Source organism: Aeromonas sp. 19NY04SH05-1 (assembly GCF_040581895.1).
In the GTDB taxonomy this organism is placed as follows: domain Bacteria; phylum Pseudomonadota; class Gammaproteobacteria; order Enterobacterales; family Aeromonadaceae; genus Aeromonas; species Aeromonas enteropelogenes.
On the sequence record NZ_CP095328.1, the window covers coordinates 325,337 to 342,500 of the forward strand.

Genomic DNA, 17,164 nt, shown 5'->3' on the forward strand with positions numbered 1-17,164 from the left:
GGGGAGCCGTTTGCAGGAGCATGTCTCCGAGGCGCTAGAACCCATATTTGAGGTAATTTCCTAATGGCTAAGAAAGTCACAGCTTATATCAAGCTGCAGGTTGCTGCTGGTGCAGCCAACCCGTCTCCTCCCGTTGGTCCTGCACTGGGTCAACACGGTGTTAACATCATGGAATTCTGTAAGGCGTTCAACGCCCGTACAGAGAAGCTGGAAAAAGGTTCACCGACTCCGGTCGTGATCACCGTTTACAGCGACCGTTCCTTCACCTTCGAAACCAAGACTCCGCCCGCTTCCTTCCTGCTGAAGAAAGCTGCTGGCATCAAGTCTGGTTCTGCCAAGCCGAACAAAGACAAGGTTGGTAAGGTGACCGTTGCTCAGCTGCAAGAAATCGCCAAGACCAAAGAGCCGGATATGACCGGTGCCGATCTGGATGCAAAAGTACGTTGCATCGCCGGCTCCGCTCGTTCCATGGGTCTGGTAGTGGAGGATTAAGACAATGGCTAAACTTTCCAAGCGTATGCGCGTTATTCGCGAAAAAGTTGACGGTACCAAAGAGTACTCCATCAACGAAGCCATTGCCCTGCTGAAAGAACTGGCTACCGCCAAGTTCGTTGAAAGCGTTGACGTTGCAGTCAACCTGGGTATCGACGCTCGTAAATCCGACCAGAACGTTCGTGGTGCAACTGTACTGCCGCACGGTACCGGTCGTGACGTTCGCGTTGCCGTATTTACCCAAGGTGCCAACGCCGAAGCTGCCAAAGCTGCCGGTGCTGACCTGGTAGGTATGGATGACCTGGCCGAGCTGGTCAAAAAAGGCGAGATGAACTTCGACGTCGTTATCGCATCTCCGGATGCCATGCGCGTTGTTGGTCAGCTGGGTCAAATCCTGGGCCCGCGCGGCCTGATGCCGAACCCGAAAGTTGGTACTGTAACTCCGAACGTTGCCGAAGCGGTCAAGAACGCTAAAGCTGGTCAGGTTCGTTACCGTAACGACAAGAATGGTATCATCCATACCACTCTGGGTAAGGTTTCTTTCAACGAAGTTCAGCTGAAAGAAAACTTGGAAGCTCTGCTGGTTGCCCTGAAAAAAGGCAAGCCCTCTTCCGCCAAAGGTCAATTCATCAAGAAAGTCAGCATCTCCACCACCATGGGTGCCGGTGTTGCCGTAGACCAAGCTTCTCTGGAAGCTCAGGCCTAATTGATGGGTTTTACAAGGCGCAAAATTTAATCTATAATTTTGCGCCTTGATTGGTTGGGGGTTTCGACCTCCGTCCAAGACCGCAGGAGGCTGCAAAGCCTTAATATTTCCTGCGTAGACGGTGCCGGAAACCCAGCGAGAAAGATTTCTTTCTCTTCTGGAATCCTGCTACCGCATCGTTCCCCTCTGTTGTTAAAGGTAGGGGGGATGTGTCAGTACTGGGTCTACAGACCCGGATTCAATCCAGGAGTTAAGCCAATGGCATTGGGACTCGAAGACAAAAAGGCAATTGTTGCTGAAGTCAACGAAGCTGCCAAAGGCGCCCTGTCCGCAGTTGTAGCCGATTCTCGCGGTGTGACTGTAGACAAGATGACCGTCCTGCGTAAGACCGCTCGTGAAGCTGGTGTGTACATGCGCGTTGTGCGTAACACCCTGCTGCGTCGCGCGGTTGAAGGTACCGAATACGAGTGCCTGAACGACGCATTTACCGGTCCTACCTTGATTGCTTTCTCCAACGAACACCCGGGCGCTGCCGCTCGTCTGTTCAAAGAGTTTGCCAAAGCGAACCAAAAGTTCGAAATCAAGGCTGGCGCTTTTAACGGTGAGTTTATCGCCGCAGCACAAATTGATCGTCTGGCCACGCTGCCGACCTACGAAGAAGCAATTGCGAAGTTGATGGCTACCATGAAGGAAGCCTCTGCTGGCAAGCTGGTTCGTACTATCGCTGCTGTTCGCGACCAGAAACAAGCTGCTGCTTGATTCTCGCCTATCTAGGCTGTTTGAGTTTATTCAACATCAGGAATTTTTGTCATGTCTATCACTAAAGACCAAATCATCGAAGCCGTTGCTTCCATGTCCGTAATGGAAGTTGTTGAGCTGATCGAAGCTATGGAAGAGAAGTTCGGTGTTTCTGCCGCTGCTGCCGTAATGGCTGGCCCGGCTGCTGCTGAAGCAGTAGAAGAGAAGACCGAGTTCGACGTAGTTCTGACTGCTGCCGGTGCTAACAAAGTTGCCGTTATCAAAGCCGTTCGTGGCGCCACCGGTCTGGGCCTGAAAGAAGCCAAGGACCTGGTAGAAGCTGCTCCGGCTAACCTGAAAGAAGGCATCTCCAAAGACGAAGCTGAAGCTCTGAAGAAAGAGCTGGAAGCTGCCGGTGCTTCTGTTGAGATCAAATAATCTGCATTTATGTAGATTAGCCTGATAAAACAGGCTAGGGCTGGTGAATTTTTGTTCACCAGCCTTTTTGCGCTGTAGACTGAGAGCATTTCACACCGTTTACGACTCTCGGTGCACCAGCAATCCGGACTGTTTTCTTTCGTCCGGGCCAACACAAAACGGTGTTGAGACAGAGCTGTCCCGCGGGACAGAGTGGGTCACTTATCAGCGAGCTGAGGAACCCTATGGTTTACTCTTATACCGAAAAAAAACGCATTCGTAAGGACTTCGGTAAGCGAGACCAGGTACTGGACACGCCTTATCTGTTGTCCATTCAGCTGGACTCCTTCAAGCAGTTCATCGAGGCTGACCCGGAAGGTGAATATGGCCTAGAGGCCGCTTTCCGTAGCGTTTTCCCGATCACCAGTTACTCCGGTAGTGCTGAGCTTCAGTATGTCAGCTATCGCCTGGGTGAGCCGGTATTTGACGTAAAAGAATGCCAGATCCGTGGAGTGACCTACTCCGCGCCGCTGCGTGTCAAGCTTCGTATGGTTCTGTACGACCGTGAAGCAGCTGCCGGCACCGTCAAAGACATCAAGGAACAAGAAGTATACATGGGCGAAATTCCGCTCATGACCGAGAACGGCACCTTTGTTATCAACGGTACCGAGCGGGTAATCGTCTCCCAGCTGCATCGTAGCCCGGGCGTCTTCTTCGACCACGATAAAGGCAAAACACATTCATCCGGTAAGGTGCTCTATAACGCTCGCGTTATCCCCTACCGTGGCTCTTGGCTGGACTTCGAGTTCGATGCGAAAGACAACCTGTTTGTCCGTATCGACCGTCGTCGTAAATTGCCGGCATCCATTATTCTGCGCGCCCTGGACTTCAGTTCCGAAGAAATCCTGGCCACCTTCTTCGAGACCATCGGTTTCGAAGTGAAAGATGGCAAGTTGATGATGGATCTGGTGCCTGAGCGCCTGCGTGGTGAAACTGCGACCTTTGACATCGTGGCCAATGGCGCCGTGGTGGTTGAAACCGGTCGTCGTGTGACCGCGCGTCACATCCGCCAGTTGGAAAAAGATTCCGTCACCCAGATCGAAGTGCCGGTTGAGTATGTTGTTGGCAAAGTTGCTGCCAAGGACTATGCACATCCGCAGACTGGCGAGCTGGTTGTCGCTGCCAACCAGGCCCTGAGCCTGGAAGCCATCGCCAACCTGTCCCAGGCCGGCTTCAAGCATTTCGAGGTTCTGTTCACCAACGAACTGGACCACGGTGCCTACATGTCCGAGACCCTGCGCATCGACTCCAGTACCAACCGTCTGGAAGCGCTGGTAGAGATCTACCGCATGATGCGTCCGGGCGAGCCGCCCACCCGCGAGGCCGCTGAGCAGCTGTTCGAGAACCTGTTCTTCTCCGCCGAGCGTTACGACCTGTCCACCGTTGGTCGCATGAAGTTCAACCGTCGCCTGGGTCGTGAAGACGAAACCGGCGTGGGTGTGCTGACCAAGGACGACATCGTCGAGGTGATGAAGCGCCTGATCGACATCCGTAACGGCAACGATGAAGTGGACGATATCGACCACCTGGGTAACCGTCGTATCCGTTCCGTCGGCGAAATGGCTGAAAACCAGTTCCGTGTCGGTCTGGTGCGTGTCGAGCGTGCGGTCAAGGAGCGTCTCTCCCTGGGCGACCTGGACACCCTGATGCCGCAGGATCTGATCAACGCCAAGCCGATTTCCGCCGCAGTCAAAGAGTTCTTTGGTTCCAGCCAGCTGTCCCAGTTCATGGACCAGAACAACCCGCTGTCCGAAGTGACCCACAAGCGCCGTATCTCCGCGCTGGGCCCGGGCGGTTTGACTCGTGAGCGCGCCGGCTTTGAAGTCCGAGACGTACACCCGACCCACTACGGTCGTCTGTGCCCGATCGAGACTCCTGAAGGTCCGAACATCGGTCTGATCAACTCCCTGTCCGTGTACTCTCGTACCAACGAGTACGGTTTCCTCGAGACTCCGTACCGCAAGGTCATTGACGGTGTGATCACCGACGAAGTGGACTACCTGTCTGCTATTGAAGAAGGCAAGTACGTGATCGCACAGGCTAACGCCGCGACCACCGAAGATGGCCGTCTGAAAGATGAATTGATCCCGTGCCGTCACAAAGGTGAATCCACCTTTATGAACGCCGACCAGATCCAGTATATGGACGTGAGCCCGCAGCAGATCGTATCTGTGGCAGCGGCCCTGATCCCGTTCCTGGAACACGATGACGCGAACCGCGCATTGATGGGTTCAAACATGCAACGTCAGGCTGTACCGACCCTGCGTGCTGACAAGCCGCTGGTAGGTACCGGTATGGAACGCGCTGTGGCCGTTGACTCCGGTGTAACCGTAGTCGCCAAGCGTGGTGGCATGATCGACTACGTCGATGCCTCCCGTATCGTTATCAAGGTAAATGAAGATGAGCTGCTGCCAGGCGAAGCCGGCATCGACATCTACAACCTGACCAAATACACCCGTTCCAACCAGAACACCTGTATCAACCAGCGTCCTTGCGTGATGTTGGGTGAGCCGGTGATGGCTGGCGACGTACTGGCTGACGGCCCCTCTACCGACTTGGGTGAGCTGGCGCTGGGTCAGAACATGCGCGTCGCGTTCATGCCGTGGAACGGTTACAACTTCGAAGACTCGATCCTGGTGAACGAGCGTGTTGTTCAGGAAGATCGCCTGACCACCATCCATATCCAGGAACTGGCCTGTATCTCCCGTGACACCAAACTGGGTCCGGAAGAGATCACTGCCGACATCCCGAACGTGGGTGAAGCCGCGCTGTCCAAGCTGGACGAGTCAGGTATCGTCTACGTGGGTGCCGAAGTGAAGGGCGGCGACATCTTGGTTGGTAAGGTGACTCCGAAAGGTGAAACCCAGCTGACTCCGGAAGAGAAGCTGCTGCGCGCCATCTTCGGTGAGAAGGCCTCCGATGTGAAGGACTCCTCCCTGCGTGTGCCGAACGGTGTGTACGGTACCGTGGTTGACGTGCAAGTCTTTACCCGCGATGGCGTGGAAAAAGACAAGCGCGCCAAAGAAATCGAAGAGATGCAGCTGAAGGAAGCGAAGAAGGACTTGACCGAAGAGTTCAAGATCCTGGAAGACGGCATTTTCGGCCGTTCCCGCAACCTGCTGCTGGCCGCCGGTTACAGCGAAGATCGTCTGAACAAGCTGGAGCGTTCCAAGTGGTTTGAACTGGCCATCGAAGATGAAGCCAAGCAGACCGAACTGGAGCAGATCGCTGAGCAGCACGTTGAGCTGAAAGCCGAGTTCGACAAGAAGTTCGAGAACAAGCGTCGCAAGATTATCCAGGGTGATGATCTGGCGCCGGGCGTACTGAAAATCGTCAAGGTTTATCTGGCAGTCAAGCGTCGCATCCAACCGGGTGACAAGATGGCGGGCCGTCACGGTAACAAGGGTGTTATCTCCAAGATCTGCCCGGTCGAGGATATGCCTCATGACGAATTCGGCCGTCCGGTCGACATCGTACTGAACCCGTTGGGTGTACCGTCTCGTATGAACATCGGTCAGATCCTCGAAGTTCACCTGGGCCTGGCGGCCAAGGGGATCGGCGAGAAGATCGATCGCATGGTCAAAGAACAGCGTGAGCTGCACGAGATGCGCAACTTCCTGCAACAGGTCTATGACCTGGGCGAGAAGGACTCCCAGCAAGTGAACATCGCCGAGCTGTCCGACGACGACGTGCGTACCCTGGTGGGTAACCTGCGTAAGGGTCTGCCGGTCGCTACGCCGGTCTTTGATGGTGCCAAAGAGCGCGAAATCAAGGCCCTGCTGAAGCTGGCCGATCTGCCGGAATCCGGTCAGATTGATCTGTTCGATGGCCGCACTGGTAACCGCTTCGAGCGTAAGGTAACCGTAGGTTACATGTACATGCTGAAGCTGAACCACTTGGTCGACGACAAGATGCACGCGCGTTCTACCGGTTCTTACAGCCTGGTTACCCAGCAGCCGCTGGGTGGTAAGGCTCAGTTCGGTGGTCAGCGTTTCGGTGAGATGGAAGTGTGGGCCCTGGAGGCTTACGGTGCGGCATATACCCTGCAGGAGATGCTGACCGTCAAGTCTGACGATGTGAATGGCCGTACCAAGATGTACAAGAACATCGTGGATGGCGACCACCGTATGGAGCCGGGCATGCCCGAATCCTTCAACGTATTGCTGAAGGAAATCCGCTCTCTGGGTATCAACATCGAGCTGGACGAAGAGTAAGAGCTCGCTCTTATTGTTCGAGAATTGACGTGGGCGCCCCGCTGTTTTGGCAGCCGGGGCGCCGAGGTTAGACTCCTGACAGGGGAAACACGTGAAAGACTTACTCAAGTTTTTGAAGGCTCAGACCAAGACCGAAGAGTTTGACAGTATCAAGATCGGTCTGGCCTCTCCTGACATGATCCGCTCCTGGTCATTCGGTGAGGTCAAAAAGCCTGAGACCATCAACTACCGGACTTTCAAGCCGGAGCGTGATGGTCTGTTCTGCGCCCGTATCTTCGGACCGGTGAAGGACTACGAGTGTCTGTGCGGCAAGTACAAGCGCCTGAAACACCGTGGTGTGATCTGTGAGAAGTGCGGCGTTGAAGTGACCCAGACCAAGGTCCGTCGTGAGCGTATGGGCCACATCGAGCTGGCCAGCCCGACTGCCCATATCTGGTTCTTGAAGTCCCTGCCGTCCCGTATCGGTCTGCTGCTGGACATGACCCTGCGCGACATCGAGCGCGTGCTCTACTTCGAATCTTTCGTGGTAATCGAGCCGGGCATGACCAACCTCGAACGCAGCCAGATGCTCTCCGAAGAGCAGTACCTGGATGCGCTGGAAGAGTGGGGCGACGAATTCGACGCCAAGATGGGTGCCGAGGCCATTCTGGCCCTGCTGCGCGCCATCGATCTGGAAGGTGAAGTCAAGACCATGCGCGAGGAGCTGGATCAGACCAACTCCGAGACCAAGCGCAAGAAGACCACCAAGCGTCTGAAGCTGATGGAAGCTTTCCTGCAGTCCGGCAACAAGCCGGAGTGGATGATCATGACAGTGCTGCCCGTGCTGCCGCCGGACCTGCGTCCGCTGGTACCGCTGGACGGCGGCCGTTTCGCGACCTCCGATCTGAACGATCTGTACCGTCGCGTGATCAACCGTAACAACCGCTTGAAGCGTCTGCTGGATCTGGCTGCGCCGGACATCATCGTGCGCAACGAAAAGCGCATGCTGCAAGAGTCCGTCGATGCCCTGCTGGACAACGGCCGTCGTGGCCGCGCCATCACCGGTTCCAACAAGCGCCCGCTGAAATCCCTGGCCGACATGATCAAGGGTAAGCAAGGTCGTTTCCGTCAGAACCTGCTCGGTAAGCGTGTCGACTACTCTGGTCGTTCCGTTATCACCGTAGGTCCGACCCTGCGCCTGCATCAGTGTGGTCTGCCTAAGAAGATGGCGCTGGAACTGTTCAAGCCGTTCATCTATGGCAAGCTGGAAACTCGCGGCCTGGCGACCACCATCAAGGCCGCCAAGAAGATGGTTGAACGCGAAGAAGCTGTCGTTTGGGATATCCTAGACGAAGTGATCCGCGAACACCCGGTCCTGCTGAACCGTGCACCGACCCTGCACCGTCTGGGTATCCAGGCGTTCGAACCGACCCTGGTTGAAGGCAAGGCAATCCAGCTGCACCCGCTCGTTTGTGCTGCGTATAACGCGGACTTCGACGGTGACCAGATGGCTGTTCACGTACCGCTGACCCTGGAAGCCCAGCTGGAAGCGCGCGCCCTGATGATGTCTACCAACAACATCCTGTCGCCTGCCTCCGGTGAGCCGATCATCGTTCCGTCCCAGGACGTGGTCTTGGGTCTGTACTACATGACCCGTGCCCGTATCAACGCCAAGGGCGAAGGTATGGTGCTGTCCGGTCCGAAAGAGGCCGAGAAGGTTTACCGTGCCGGCCTGGCGGACCTGCATGCGCGCGTCAAGTGCCGCATCACCGAGTACGTGAAGAACGAAGCCGGTGAACTGGTTGCCAAGACCGAGATGAAGAACACCACCGTTGGTCGTGCGATCCTGAGCCTGATCCTGCCGAAAGGCATGGAATACGCCCTGATCGACGAGCCGAAGGTGCTGAGCGCTGCCGAGCAAGCCGATCTGGACGCCAATCCGCAAAACTGGATCAAGTGCGTATCCAACAAGGCGCTGGGCAAGAAGCTCATCTCTCGTCTGCTGAACACCTGCTATCGCAAGCAGGGCCTGAAGGACACCGTTATCTTCGCTGACCAGCTGATGTATACCGGTTTCCACTATGCGGCCCTGTCCGGTGCGTCCGTTGGTATCGATGACATGGTCATCCCGGATGCCAAGAAAGACATCATCGCCGCGGCCGAAGCCGAAGTTGCCGAGATCCAGGATCAGTTCCTGTCCGGTCTGGTGACTGCGGGCGAACGCTACAACAAGGTTATCGATATCTGGGCCAGCGCCAACGAGCGCGTCTCCAAGGCCATGATGGAGAACCTGTCCAAAGAGCGTAACGTCAACTCGCTGGGTGACGAAGAAGAGCAGGCCTCGTTCAACAGCATCTTTATGATGGCCGACTCTGGTGCGCGGGGTTCCGCAGCCCAGATCCGTCAGCTGGCCGGTATGCGTGGCCTGATGGCCAAGCCGGATGGCTCCATCATCGAGACCCCGATCATCGCGAACTTCCGCGAAGGTCTGAACGTACTGCAGTACTTTATCTCCACTCACGGTGCTCGTAAGGGTCTGGCGGATACCGCACTGAAGACTGCGAACTCCGGTTACCTGACTCGTCGTCTGGTAGACGTGGCGCAGGACATGGTGATCACCGAGGACGATTGCGGCACTACCGACGGTCTGTGGATGACTCCGCTGATCGAGGGTGGCGACGTAGTCGAGCCGCTGCGTGAGCGCGTGCTGGGTCGTGTGGTGGCGGAAGACGTCATCAAGCCGGGTACCGAGGACGAGATCCTGGTGGCTCGCAACACCCTGCTCGACGAGCAGCTGTGTGACCTGCTGGAGCGTAACTCCGTTGACCGTGTGAAGGTACGTTCTGCCATCACCTGTGAGACCGACTTCGGTAACTGTGCTCACTGCTATGGCCGCGACCTGGCCCGTGGTCACCTGGTTAACAAGGGTGAGGCTGTCGGTGTTATCGCCGCCCAGTCCATCGGTGAACCGGGTACCCAGCTGACCATGCGTACCTTCCACATCGGTGGTGCCGCATCTCGTGCCGCAGCAGAAAGCAGCATCCAGGTGAAGAACACCGGTAGCATCAAGCTGCAGAACGCCAAGTTCGTTCACAACAGCGAAGACAAGCTGGTTATCACCTCTCGTTCTACCGAACTGACCATCATGGACGACATGGGCCGTACCAAGGAAAGCCACAAGCTGCCTTACGGTGCCGTGCTGGAAGTGAAGGACGGTCAGGCCGTGAACGCTGGCGATACCGTTGCCAACTGGGATCCGCACACTCACCCGATCATCACCGAAGTGGCAGGTCGTCTGCACTTCGAACACATGATCGATGGCGTGACCATCACTCGTCAGACCGACGAGCTGACCGGTCTCTCCTCTATCGTCGTGCTGGACGTCAACGAGCGTCCGAGCGCCGGTAAAGAGATGCGTCCGACCGTGAAACTGGTCGACCTGAACGGCAATGATGTGATGATCCCGGGTACCGATGTAGCCGCCCAGTACTTCCTGCCGGGCAAGGCGATCGTGAACTTGGAAGATGGTGCCAACGTGGGTGTGGGTGACGCGGTTGCGCGTATCCCGCAGGAATCCGGCGGTACCAAGGACATCACCGGTGGTCTGCCGCGCGTTGCGGATCTGTTCGAGGCTCGCCAACCGAAAGAACCGGCTATCCTGGCCGAGATCTCCGGTACCATCTCCTTCGGTAAAGAGACCAAGGGCAAGCGCCGTCTGGTCATCACTCCGACCGATGGTGGCAACGTCTACGAGGAGATGATTCCGAAGTGGCGTAACCTGAACGTGTTCGAAGGTGAAAAAGTTGAGAAGGGTGAAGTACTGGCGGACGGTCCCGAGTCTGCTCACGACATCCTGCGTCTGCGCGGTATCAGCCCGGTCGCCAACTACATCGCCAACGAAGTGCAGGACGTTTACCGTCTGCAGGGCGTTAAGATCAACGACAAGCACATCGAAGTCATCGTTCGTCAGATGCTGCGCAAGTGCGAGATCCTGACTGCTGGCGACACTGACCTGATCGAAGGCGAACAGGTTGAAGTGGCTCGCGTGAAGATTGCCAACCGTAAGCTGGTTGCCGAGGGCAAGACCCCTGCGACCTACCGTCACGTGCTGATGGGTATTACCAAGGCGTCTCTGAGCACCGAGTCCTTCATCTCCGCAGCTTCCTTCCAGGAAACCACTCGCGTTCTGACCGAAGCCGCCGTAGGTGGCAAGCGTGACGAACTGCGTGGTCTGAAAGAGAACGTCATCGTGGGTCGTCTGATCCCGGCCGGTACCGGTTTTGCGTACCACCATGGCCGGATCAACCAGCGTGCTGCCGCAGCTCGTGCTGTTGGCACCCCGCAGGTGACCGCTGATGAGGCTCAACAGAACCTGGCGGATCTGCTGAACGCAGCCGGTAGCTTCGACGAAGAGTAATCTCTTCTCCATGATTAAAAAGGGCTCCTTCAGGGAGCCCTTTTTGTTGGTGTTTTCCTCGTCAAAGTCAGGTCTGGCACGGTTTTCAGGATGATCCAGAGCAAAGTTGTAGAGTAAAAAATCAAAAAAAGTTGACTTTAATGCCCTGCAATTTAAAACTCGGAAAAGTTGAACGGTTATTACAGGGGTAGAACATGACTGTCGGTATCGAGGAGGCCATGCTTCCCGAAGAACAGCTGATCAGCCGCACTTTTACAGATGAAGACAGGGAATTGTTGCGCTCATATGACGGGCTCATCGATGGCTTGGCCGAGTTGTTCGGCAAGCATTGTGAAGTGGTGCTTCACTCCCTGGAGAATCTGCATGAGTCGGTGATCAAGATCGCCAACGGATTCAATACCGGACGCTCCCTGGGGGCGCCCATCACCGATCTGGCCTTGCGTATGCTCAAGGATATCGAGAGCACGGGGCAAGATTACACGCATAGCTATTTTGCCCGCAGCCGCACCGGTGCCCTGATGAAGTCGAGCACCATCGCCATCCGGAACAGCGAGCGGCAGGTGATCGGCCTTATCTGCATCAATCTGCACATCAATGCCCCCTTCCACGAGTTCGTGGCCGAATTTTTCCCGACGCCGCAGCAGGTTGCGCGTCAGTCTCCCGAGACGTTTGCCAACAGCGTCGAAGAATTGGTTGCCCAGACGGTGGACAATACCATCGATGAAATCAACCGCGATCCGACCGTGGCCAACAATGCCAAGAACCGGTTTATCGTGACCCAGTTGTTCGAGAAAGGAATTTTCGACATCAAGGATTCGATCAACCTGGTGGCAGACAAACTGAATATTTCCAAACATACCGTTTATCTCTACATCCGGCAGCGCAAGCAGGGTGAAGACGAAAACGAATAATCATTCCAGAAGGGGATACATGAATGGCTAAAGAAGTTATTGCAACCGACAAGGCACCCGCTGCGATTGGTCCGTATGTTCAGGCGACCAAGGTGGGTGAGATGATCTTTACTTCAGGACAGATCCCGCTTGATCCGGCTACCATGGAGATTGTCGAAGGCGGTATCGAAGCCCAGGCTGAGCAGGTAATGAAGAATCTGGTTGCCGTGCTGAAAGCGGCTGGCGCTGATACCGGCAAGGTGGTGAAGACCACCTGCTTCCTGAGCGACATGAATAACTTCGTGGCCTTCAACCAGGTTTATGCCCGTTACTTTGGCGACGCAGCTCCGGCACGCTCCTGTGTGGAAGTGGCCCGTCTGCCGAAGGATGTGCTGGTTGAAGTGGAAGCCATTGCCCACCTCTGATCGCTCTGGTTGAACAAGCCCCTCCTGGCAGGGGCTTTTTTGTTTTTGGCGTACAATGGACAGGCATCAGCACAGGAGCCTGATATGAGTTTGAGTTTTGCCCTCCTGGTGACCGGACCTGCCTATGGTACCCAGTCTGCCAGTACCGCCTATCGTTTTGCCCGTAGCCTGTTGGCGCAGGGGCATACCCTTTCCCATCTGTTTTTCTATCAGGACGGTGTCTACAACGGCAACGGCCTCCATGCGCCCGCTTCCGATGAAACGGATCTGGTGCGTCTGTGGCGAGAGTTGGCGATAGAGCAGGGGATCCGGATCGATGTCTGTGTCGCCGCCGCCATGCGCCGTGGCGTACTCGATGAACAGGAGGCCAAGGGGGTTGGACATGATCACTTCAATCTGCAGGCCCCCTTCTGCCTGAGCGGTCTGGGGCAGCTGGCCGAGGCGAGCTTGACGGCCGATCGGCTGGTCCAGTTCTAGGAGAGGGTCATGACCAAAAAAATTGCATTTATCTGCCGCCGTGGGCCTCATGGCCATGCGGCCGGGCGAGAGGGACTGGATGCCCTGCTGGCCACGTCGGCGCTTACCGAATCAGTGGCACTCTTTCTGATCGGTGACGGCGTGCTGCAACTGGTCAAGGAGCAGCAACCTGCCGCTATTCTGCAGCGTCACTATGCACCGACCTTCAAGATGCTGGAACTCTACGATATCGAGGAGGTCTATGTCTGTGCTGACTCACTGGCCGAGCGCGGGCTGACCCTCGATGATCTGCTCATTCAGGTCGAGAGCATGCCACGGGAGGCATTGGCTCGCTGCTGGGCACAATGTTCGGCTCACATCAGTTTCTGAGGTCTTCATGTTGCATCTGATTATGAACTCCCCCTTCCAGAGCCAGGCGTTGGCGCAAGCGTTGGCATACTGTCAGCCGGAAGACGAGCTGGTATTGATGCAGGATGCGGTGATTGCCGCATCGGCGTCACACTGGTGTGAACAGCTGGCAGGCATACCGCTCTATGTCATGCAGGAAGACCTGCAGGCTCGCGGATTGTCTCATCGCGTGGGGGCAGAGATCGATATGGCGGGTCTGGTCGCCTTGATTGCACAAAAAGGGTCCCCACTGACCTGGGGGGGGTGACAGGATTATTTTCAATATAATTCAGATGGTTATTATGGATTTCGGTGGTTTTCGCTGCGCCGTCCATGCCACGAATTGTATAAATCTTGACTCCCTAGACAACAGGGCATAAAATTTCGCGTCCCCGTATCTGCGGGGAGGATTTTTCACATGTTTATGAAGTCATTATCAGGAGCCTTTTGATGGCAACTATTAACCAGTTGGTTCGCAAGCCGCGCACTAAGCTCGTTGTTAAGAGCAACGTGCCTGCGCTGGAAGCGTGCCCTCAGAAGCGTGGCGTGTGCACCCGTGTATACACCACCACCCCGAAGAAGCCTAACTCTGCACTGCGTAAAGTATGCCGTGTACGTCTGACCAACGGCTTCGAAGTCACCTCCTACATCGGCGGTGAAGGTCACAACCTGCAAGAGCACTCTGTTGTTCTGATCCGTGGCGGTCGTGTAAAAGACTTGCCTGGTGTTCGTTACCACACCGTTCGTGGTGCGCTGGACTGTGCCGGTGTTAAAGACCGTAAGCAGGCTCGCTCCAAGTACGGCGTGAAGCGTCCGAAAGCTTAATGGTTCTCCGTTAAGTAAGGCCAAACGTTAATTCGTTTCTAGTTAGATAACTTTCTAGTTTTGGGTAACCCCTGAAGTTCACGGAGAATTGAAATGCCAAGACGTCGTGTTGTTGGTCAGCGTAAAATCCTGCCGGATCCCAAGTTCGGATCAGAGCTGCTGGCTAAATTCGTCAACGTAGTAATGGTTGACGGTAAGAAATCTGTTTCCGAAGCCATCGTATACGGTGCTTTGGACATCATTGCCGCTAAATCCGGCAAAGAGCACCTGGCTGTATTTGAAGAAGCTCTGGATAACATTCGTCCGGCGGTCGAGGTTAAATCTCGTCGCGTCGGTGGTGCAACCTATCAGGTACCGGTAGAAGTTCGTCCGGTTCGTCGCAATGCTCTGGCAATGCGCTGGTTGGTTGATGCCGCTCGTAAACGTGGTGAAAAATCAATGGCTCAGCGTTTGGCTGGCGAGCTGCTGGATGCCGCTGAGAACAAGGGTTCGTCTGTCAAGAAACGTGAAGACGTTCACCGTATGGCTGAAGCGAACAAGGCCTTCGCTCACTTCCGCTGGTAATCCGCTTGCGCAGGGTCTTCTGGCTCTGCGCACCTTTAATTATCTAGGGACAAGCGCCTTAGTAAGAGGATGACAATGGCTCGTACAACCCCCATTGAGCGTTATCGTAACATCGGTATCTCCGCTCACATTGACGCCGGTAAGACTACTACTACCGAGCGTGTACTGTTTTACACCGGTGTAAGCCACAAGATCGGTGAAGTTCACGATGGCGCTGCCACCATGGACTGGATGGAACAGGAACAAGAGCGTGGTATTACCATCACCTCCGCCGCGACCACCGCTTTCTGGTCCGGTATGGGTAAACAGTTCCAGCCGCACCGTATCAACATCATCGATACCCCGGGCCACGTTGACTTTACTATCGAAGTAGAGCGCTCCATGCGTGTTCTGGACGGTGCCGTAATGGTGTACTGTGCCGTAGGTGGCGTACAGCCACAGTCTGAAACCGTATGGCGTCAGGCTAACAAGTACAAGGTTCCCCGTATCGCGTTCGTCAACAAGATGGACCGTACCGGTGCCAACTTCCTGCGTTGCGTTGAGCACATCAAGACCCGTCTGAAAGGCACTCCGGTTCCTCTGCAGCTGAACATCGGCTCCGAAGAGAACTTCAAGGGTGTTATCGACCTGGTCAAGATGAAGGCCATCAACTGGAACGAAGCTGACCAAGGCGTTTCCTTCGACTACGAAGACGTCCCGGCCGAGCTGCTGGAACAAGCGCAAGAAATGCGCATGAACCTGGTTGAAGCTGCTGCAGAGGCCTCTGAAGACTTGATGGAAAAATACCTGGGCGGCGAAGAGCTGACCGAGGAAGAGATCAAGCAAGCTCTGCGTCAACGCGTGCTGAACAACGAAATCATCCTGGTAACCTGTGGCTCCGCGTTCAAGAACAAGGGCGTACAGGCAATGCTGGATGCGGTTGTTGAGTACCTGCCTGCTCCGACCGACGTTGCTGCTATCGACGGCCTGAAAATGGACGGCGAAACCAAAGACGTACGTCACGCTTCTGACGACGAGCCGTTCTCTGCTCTGGCGTTCAAGATCGCTACCGACCCGTTCGTTGGTAACCTGACCTTCTTCCGCGTGTACTCCGGTGTGGTTAACTCCGGTGACTCCGTGCTGAACTCCGTCAAGGACAAGCGCGAGCGTTTCGGCCGTATCGTTCAGATGCACGCCAACAAGCGTGAAGAGATCAAAGAAGTTCGCGCAGGCGATATCGCTGCTGCCATCGGTCTGAAAGACGTGACCACTGGTGACACCCTGTGTGACGAAAAAGCGCCGATCATCCTCGAGCGTATGGAATTCCCTGAGCCGGTAATCTCCATCGCGGTTGAGCCGAAAACCAAGGCTGACCAAGAGAAGATGGGCTTGGCACTGGGCCGTCTGGCTCAGGAAGACCCGTCCTTCCGCGTATGGACCGACGAAGAATCTGGCCAAACCATCATCGCCGGTATGGGTGAGCTGCATCTGGACATCATCGTTGACCGTATGCGTCGCGAGTTCAAGGTTGAAGCCAACGTAGGTAAGCCGCAGGTTGCCTACCGTGAAACCATCCGCAACACCGTTAAAGACGTTGAAGGCAAGCATGCCAAGCAGTCTGGTGGTCGTGGTCAGTACGGTCACGTTGTGATCGACATGTACCCGCTGGAAGAAGGCAAAGGCTACGAGTTCGTCAACGACATCAAAGGCGGTGTCATTCCTGGCGAATTCGTCCCGGGTGTTGACAAAGGCATCCAGGAGCAGCTCAAGTCTGGTCCGCTGGCTGGTTACCCGGTTATGGATCTGGGCGTGCGTCTGCACTTCGGTTCCTACCACGATGTTGACTCTTCCGAACTGGCGTTCAAGATCGCTGCTTCCATGGCCTTCAAGGCTGGCTTCATGAAAGCCAACCCGGTTCTGCTGGAACCGATCATGAAAGTAGAAGTCGAAACTCCGGAAGATTACATGGGCGACGTTATCGGTGACCTGAACCGTCGTCGTGGTCTGATCGAAGGTATGGAAGATGGCCCGTCCGGCAAGATCGTACGTGCCCTGGTGCCGCTGGCTGAAATGTTCGGCTACGCGACTGACCTGCGTTCCGCCACTCAAGGTCGTGCCTCCTACGCAATGGAATTCGGTAAGTATGCAGATGCCCCGAACAACATTGCCCAGGCTGTGATCGAAGAGCGCAAATCCAAGTAATTTAAGATTCCCCGCCTACGACGGTAGGCGGGTTTAACCTAGAAGGACTACGTCGTGTCTAAAGAAAAATTTGAGCGTTCCAAACCGCACGTAAACGTCGGCACCATCGGCCACGTTGACCACGGTAAAACCACCCTGACTGCTGCTATCACCAACGTGCTGGCCAAGCACTTCGGTGGTAAAGCTTTCGCCTTCGACCAGATCGACAAGGCACCGGAAGAGCGTGAGCGTGGTATCACCATCAACACCTCCCACGTAGAATACGACACCGCTACCCGTCACTACGCTCACGTAGACTGCCCGGGTCACGCCGACTACGTTAAAAACATGATCACCGGTGCTGCCCAGATGGACGGCGCTATCCTGGTAGTAGCTGCGACTGACGGCCCGAT

Annotated in this window: 15 protein-coding genes (1 of these 15 only partly in view); all 15 read left to right on the forward strand. The window is 55.6% G+C overall.

Annotated features, from left to right (window positions below):
- Nucleotides 1–63 precede the first annotated feature (63 nt).
- Nucleotides 64–492, forward strand: coding sequence for a 50S ribosomal protein L11 (gene rplK / locus MRK42_RS01555; protein WP_026456244.1), 429 nt, complete (start codon nucleotides 64–66; stop codon nucleotides 490–492).
- Nucleotides 493–496: 4 nt separating this feature from the next.
- A complete protein-coding gene (gene rplA / locus MRK42_RS01560; protein WP_026456243.1) occupies nucleotides 497–1,198 on the forward strand; it encodes a 50S ribosomal protein L1 in 702 nt (233 codons plus the stop codon).
- A gap of 258 nt (nucleotides 1,199–1,456) precedes the next feature.
- The gene (rplJ, locus tag MRK42_RS01565) at nucleotides 1,457–1,957 is read left to right on the forward strand and encodes a 50S ribosomal protein L10 (protein ID WP_005339895.1); all 501 of its coding nucleotides are present in this window, start codon (nucleotides 1,457–1,459) and stop codon (nucleotides 1,955–1,957) included.
- Nucleotides 1,958–2,008: 51 nt separating this feature from the next.
- Nucleotides 2,009–2,374 (forward strand): 50S ribosomal protein L7/L12, encoded by a 366-nt coding sequence (gene rplL, locus MRK42_RS01570; RefSeq protein WP_026456242.1) that lies wholly within the window; start codon nucleotides 2,009–2,011, stop codon nucleotides 2,372–2,374.
- Between the two features lie 224 nt (nucleotides 2,375–2,598).
- Nucleotides 2,599–6,627, forward strand: coding sequence for a DNA-directed RNA polymerase subunit beta (rpoB, locus tag MRK42_RS01575; protein WP_042025333.1), 4,029 nt, complete (start codon nucleotides 2,599–2,601; stop codon nucleotides 6,625–6,627).
- Nucleotides 6,628–6,718: 91 nt separating this feature from the next.
- Complete coding sequence (rpoC, locus tag MRK42_RS01580) at nucleotides 6,719–11,023, forward strand: DNA-directed RNA polymerase subunit beta' (protein WP_042025334.1); 4,305 nt, start codon at nucleotides 6,719–6,721, stop codon at nucleotides 11,021–11,023.
- A 194-nt stretch (nucleotides 11,024–11,217) separates the two neighbouring features.
- Nucleotides 11,218–11,934 carry a transcriptional regulator gene (locus MRK42_RS01585; protein ID WP_042025337.1) on the forward strand — a complete coding sequence of 239 codons (717 nt, stop codon included), beginning with the start codon at nucleotides 11,218–11,220 and terminating at the stop codon, nucleotides 11,932–11,934.
- A 23-nt stretch (nucleotides 11,935–11,957) separates the two neighbouring features.
- Nucleotides 11,958–12,338, forward strand: a complete 381-nt coding sequence (locus tag MRK42_RS01590) for a RidA family protein (protein ID WP_042070366.1) — start codon at nucleotides 11,958–11,960, stop codon at nucleotides 12,336–12,338.
- Between the two features lie 84 nt (nucleotides 12,339–12,422).
- Nucleotides 12,423–12,815: a sulfurtransferase complex subunit TusD gene (gene tusD, locus MRK42_RS01595; protein ID WP_354688801.1), complete on the forward strand. Its 393-nt coding sequence runs from the start codon at nucleotides 12,423–12,425 to the stop codon at nucleotides 12,813–12,815.
- A 9-nt stretch (nucleotides 12,816–12,824) separates the two neighbouring features.
- Nucleotides 12,825–13,184: a sulfurtransferase complex subunit TusC gene (gene tusC, locus MRK42_RS01600; protein WP_224210837.1), complete on the forward strand. Its 360-nt coding sequence runs from the start codon at nucleotides 12,825–12,827 to the stop codon at nucleotides 13,182–13,184.
- Between the two features lie 7 nt (nucleotides 13,185–13,191).
- Entirely contained in the window at nucleotides 13,192–13,470 is a 279-nt protein-coding gene (gene tusB / locus MRK42_RS01605) for a sulfurtransferase complex subunit TusB (RefSeq protein WP_216993219.1), read from the forward strand.
- A gap of 182 nt (nucleotides 13,471–13,652) precedes the next feature.
- Nucleotides 13,653–14,027: a 30S ribosomal protein S12 gene (gene rpsL / locus MRK42_RS01610; protein WP_026456685.1), complete on the forward strand. Its 375-nt coding sequence runs from the start codon at nucleotides 13,653–13,655 to the stop codon at nucleotides 14,025–14,027.
- Nucleotides 14,028–14,120: 93 nt separating this feature from the next.
- The gene (gene rpsG, locus MRK42_RS01615; RefSeq protein WP_026456684.1) at nucleotides 14,121–14,591 is read left to right on the forward strand and encodes a 30S ribosomal protein S7; all 471 of its coding nucleotides are present in this window, start codon (nucleotides 14,121–14,123) and stop codon (nucleotides 14,589–14,591) included.
- A gap of 75 nt (nucleotides 14,592–14,666) precedes the next feature.
- On the forward strand, nucleotides 14,667–16,772 hold the full coding sequence (gene fusA, locus MRK42_RS01620; protein WP_026456683.1) for an elongation factor G: 2,106 nt from the start codon (nucleotides 14,667–14,669) through the stop codon (nucleotides 16,770–16,772).
- 54 nt (nucleotides 16,773–16,826) lie between these two features.
- Nucleotides 16,827–17,164, forward strand: the beginning of a protein-coding gene (gene tuf / locus MRK42_RS01625) for an elongation factor Tu (protein WP_061476754.1). Its footprint extends 847 nt past the window's final position; only the first 338 of its 1,185 coding nucleotides appear in the window; it begins with the start codon at nucleotides 16,827–16,829; its stop codon lies beyond the right edge, outside the window.

What these genes read in the sequence shown, in the direction of transcription:
- rplK (WP_026456244.1), top strand. Translation starts at nt 64, where the DNA reads ATGGCTAAGAAAGTCACAGCTTATATCAAGCTGCAGGTTGCTGCTGGT.
- rplA (WP_026456243.1), top strand. Translation starts at nt 497, where the DNA reads ATGGCTAAACTTTCCAAGCGTATGCGCGTTATTCGCGAAAAAGTTGAC.
- rplJ (WP_005339895.1), top strand. Translation starts at nt 1,457, where the DNA reads ATGGCATTGGGACTCGAAGACAAAAAGGCAATTGTTGCTGAAGTCAAC.
- rplL (WP_026456242.1), top strand. Translation starts at nt 2,009, where the DNA reads ATGTCTATCACTAAAGACCAAATCATCGAAGCCGTTGCTTCCATGTCC.
- rpoB (WP_042025333.1), top strand. Translation starts at nt 2,599, where the DNA reads ATGGTTTACTCTTATACCGAAAAAAAACGCATTCGTAAGGACTTCGGT.
- MRK42_RS01585 (WP_042025337.1), top strand. Translation starts at nt 11,218, where the DNA reads ATGACTGTCGGTATCGAGGAGGCCATGCTTCCCGAAGAACAGCTGATC.
- MRK42_RS01590 (WP_042070366.1), top strand. Translation starts at nt 11,958, where the DNA reads ATGGCTAAAGAAGTTATTGCAACCGACAAGGCACCCGCTGCGATTGGT.
- tusD (WP_354688801.1), top strand. Translation starts at nt 12,423, where the DNA reads ATGAGTTTGAGTTTTGCCCTCCTGGTGACCGGACCTGCCTATGGTACC.
- tusC (WP_224210837.1), top strand. Translation starts at nt 12,825, where the DNA reads ATGACCAAAAAAATTGCATTTATCTGCCGCCGTGGGCCTCATGGCCAT.
- tusB (WP_216993219.1), top strand. Translation starts at nt 13,192, where the DNA reads ATGTTGCATCTGATTATGAACTCCCCCTTCCAGAGCCAGGCGTTGGCG.
- rpsL (WP_026456685.1), top strand. Translation starts at nt 13,653, where the DNA reads ATGGCAACTATTAACCAGTTGGTTCGCAAGCCGCGCACTAAGCTCGTT.
- rpsG (WP_026456684.1), top strand. Translation starts at nt 14,121, where the DNA reads ATGCCAAGACGTCGTGTTGTTGGTCAGCGTAAAATCCTGCCGGATCCC.
- fusA (WP_026456683.1), top strand. Translation starts at nt 14,667, where the DNA reads ATGGCTCGTACAACCCCCATTGAGCGTTATCGTAACATCGGTATCTCC.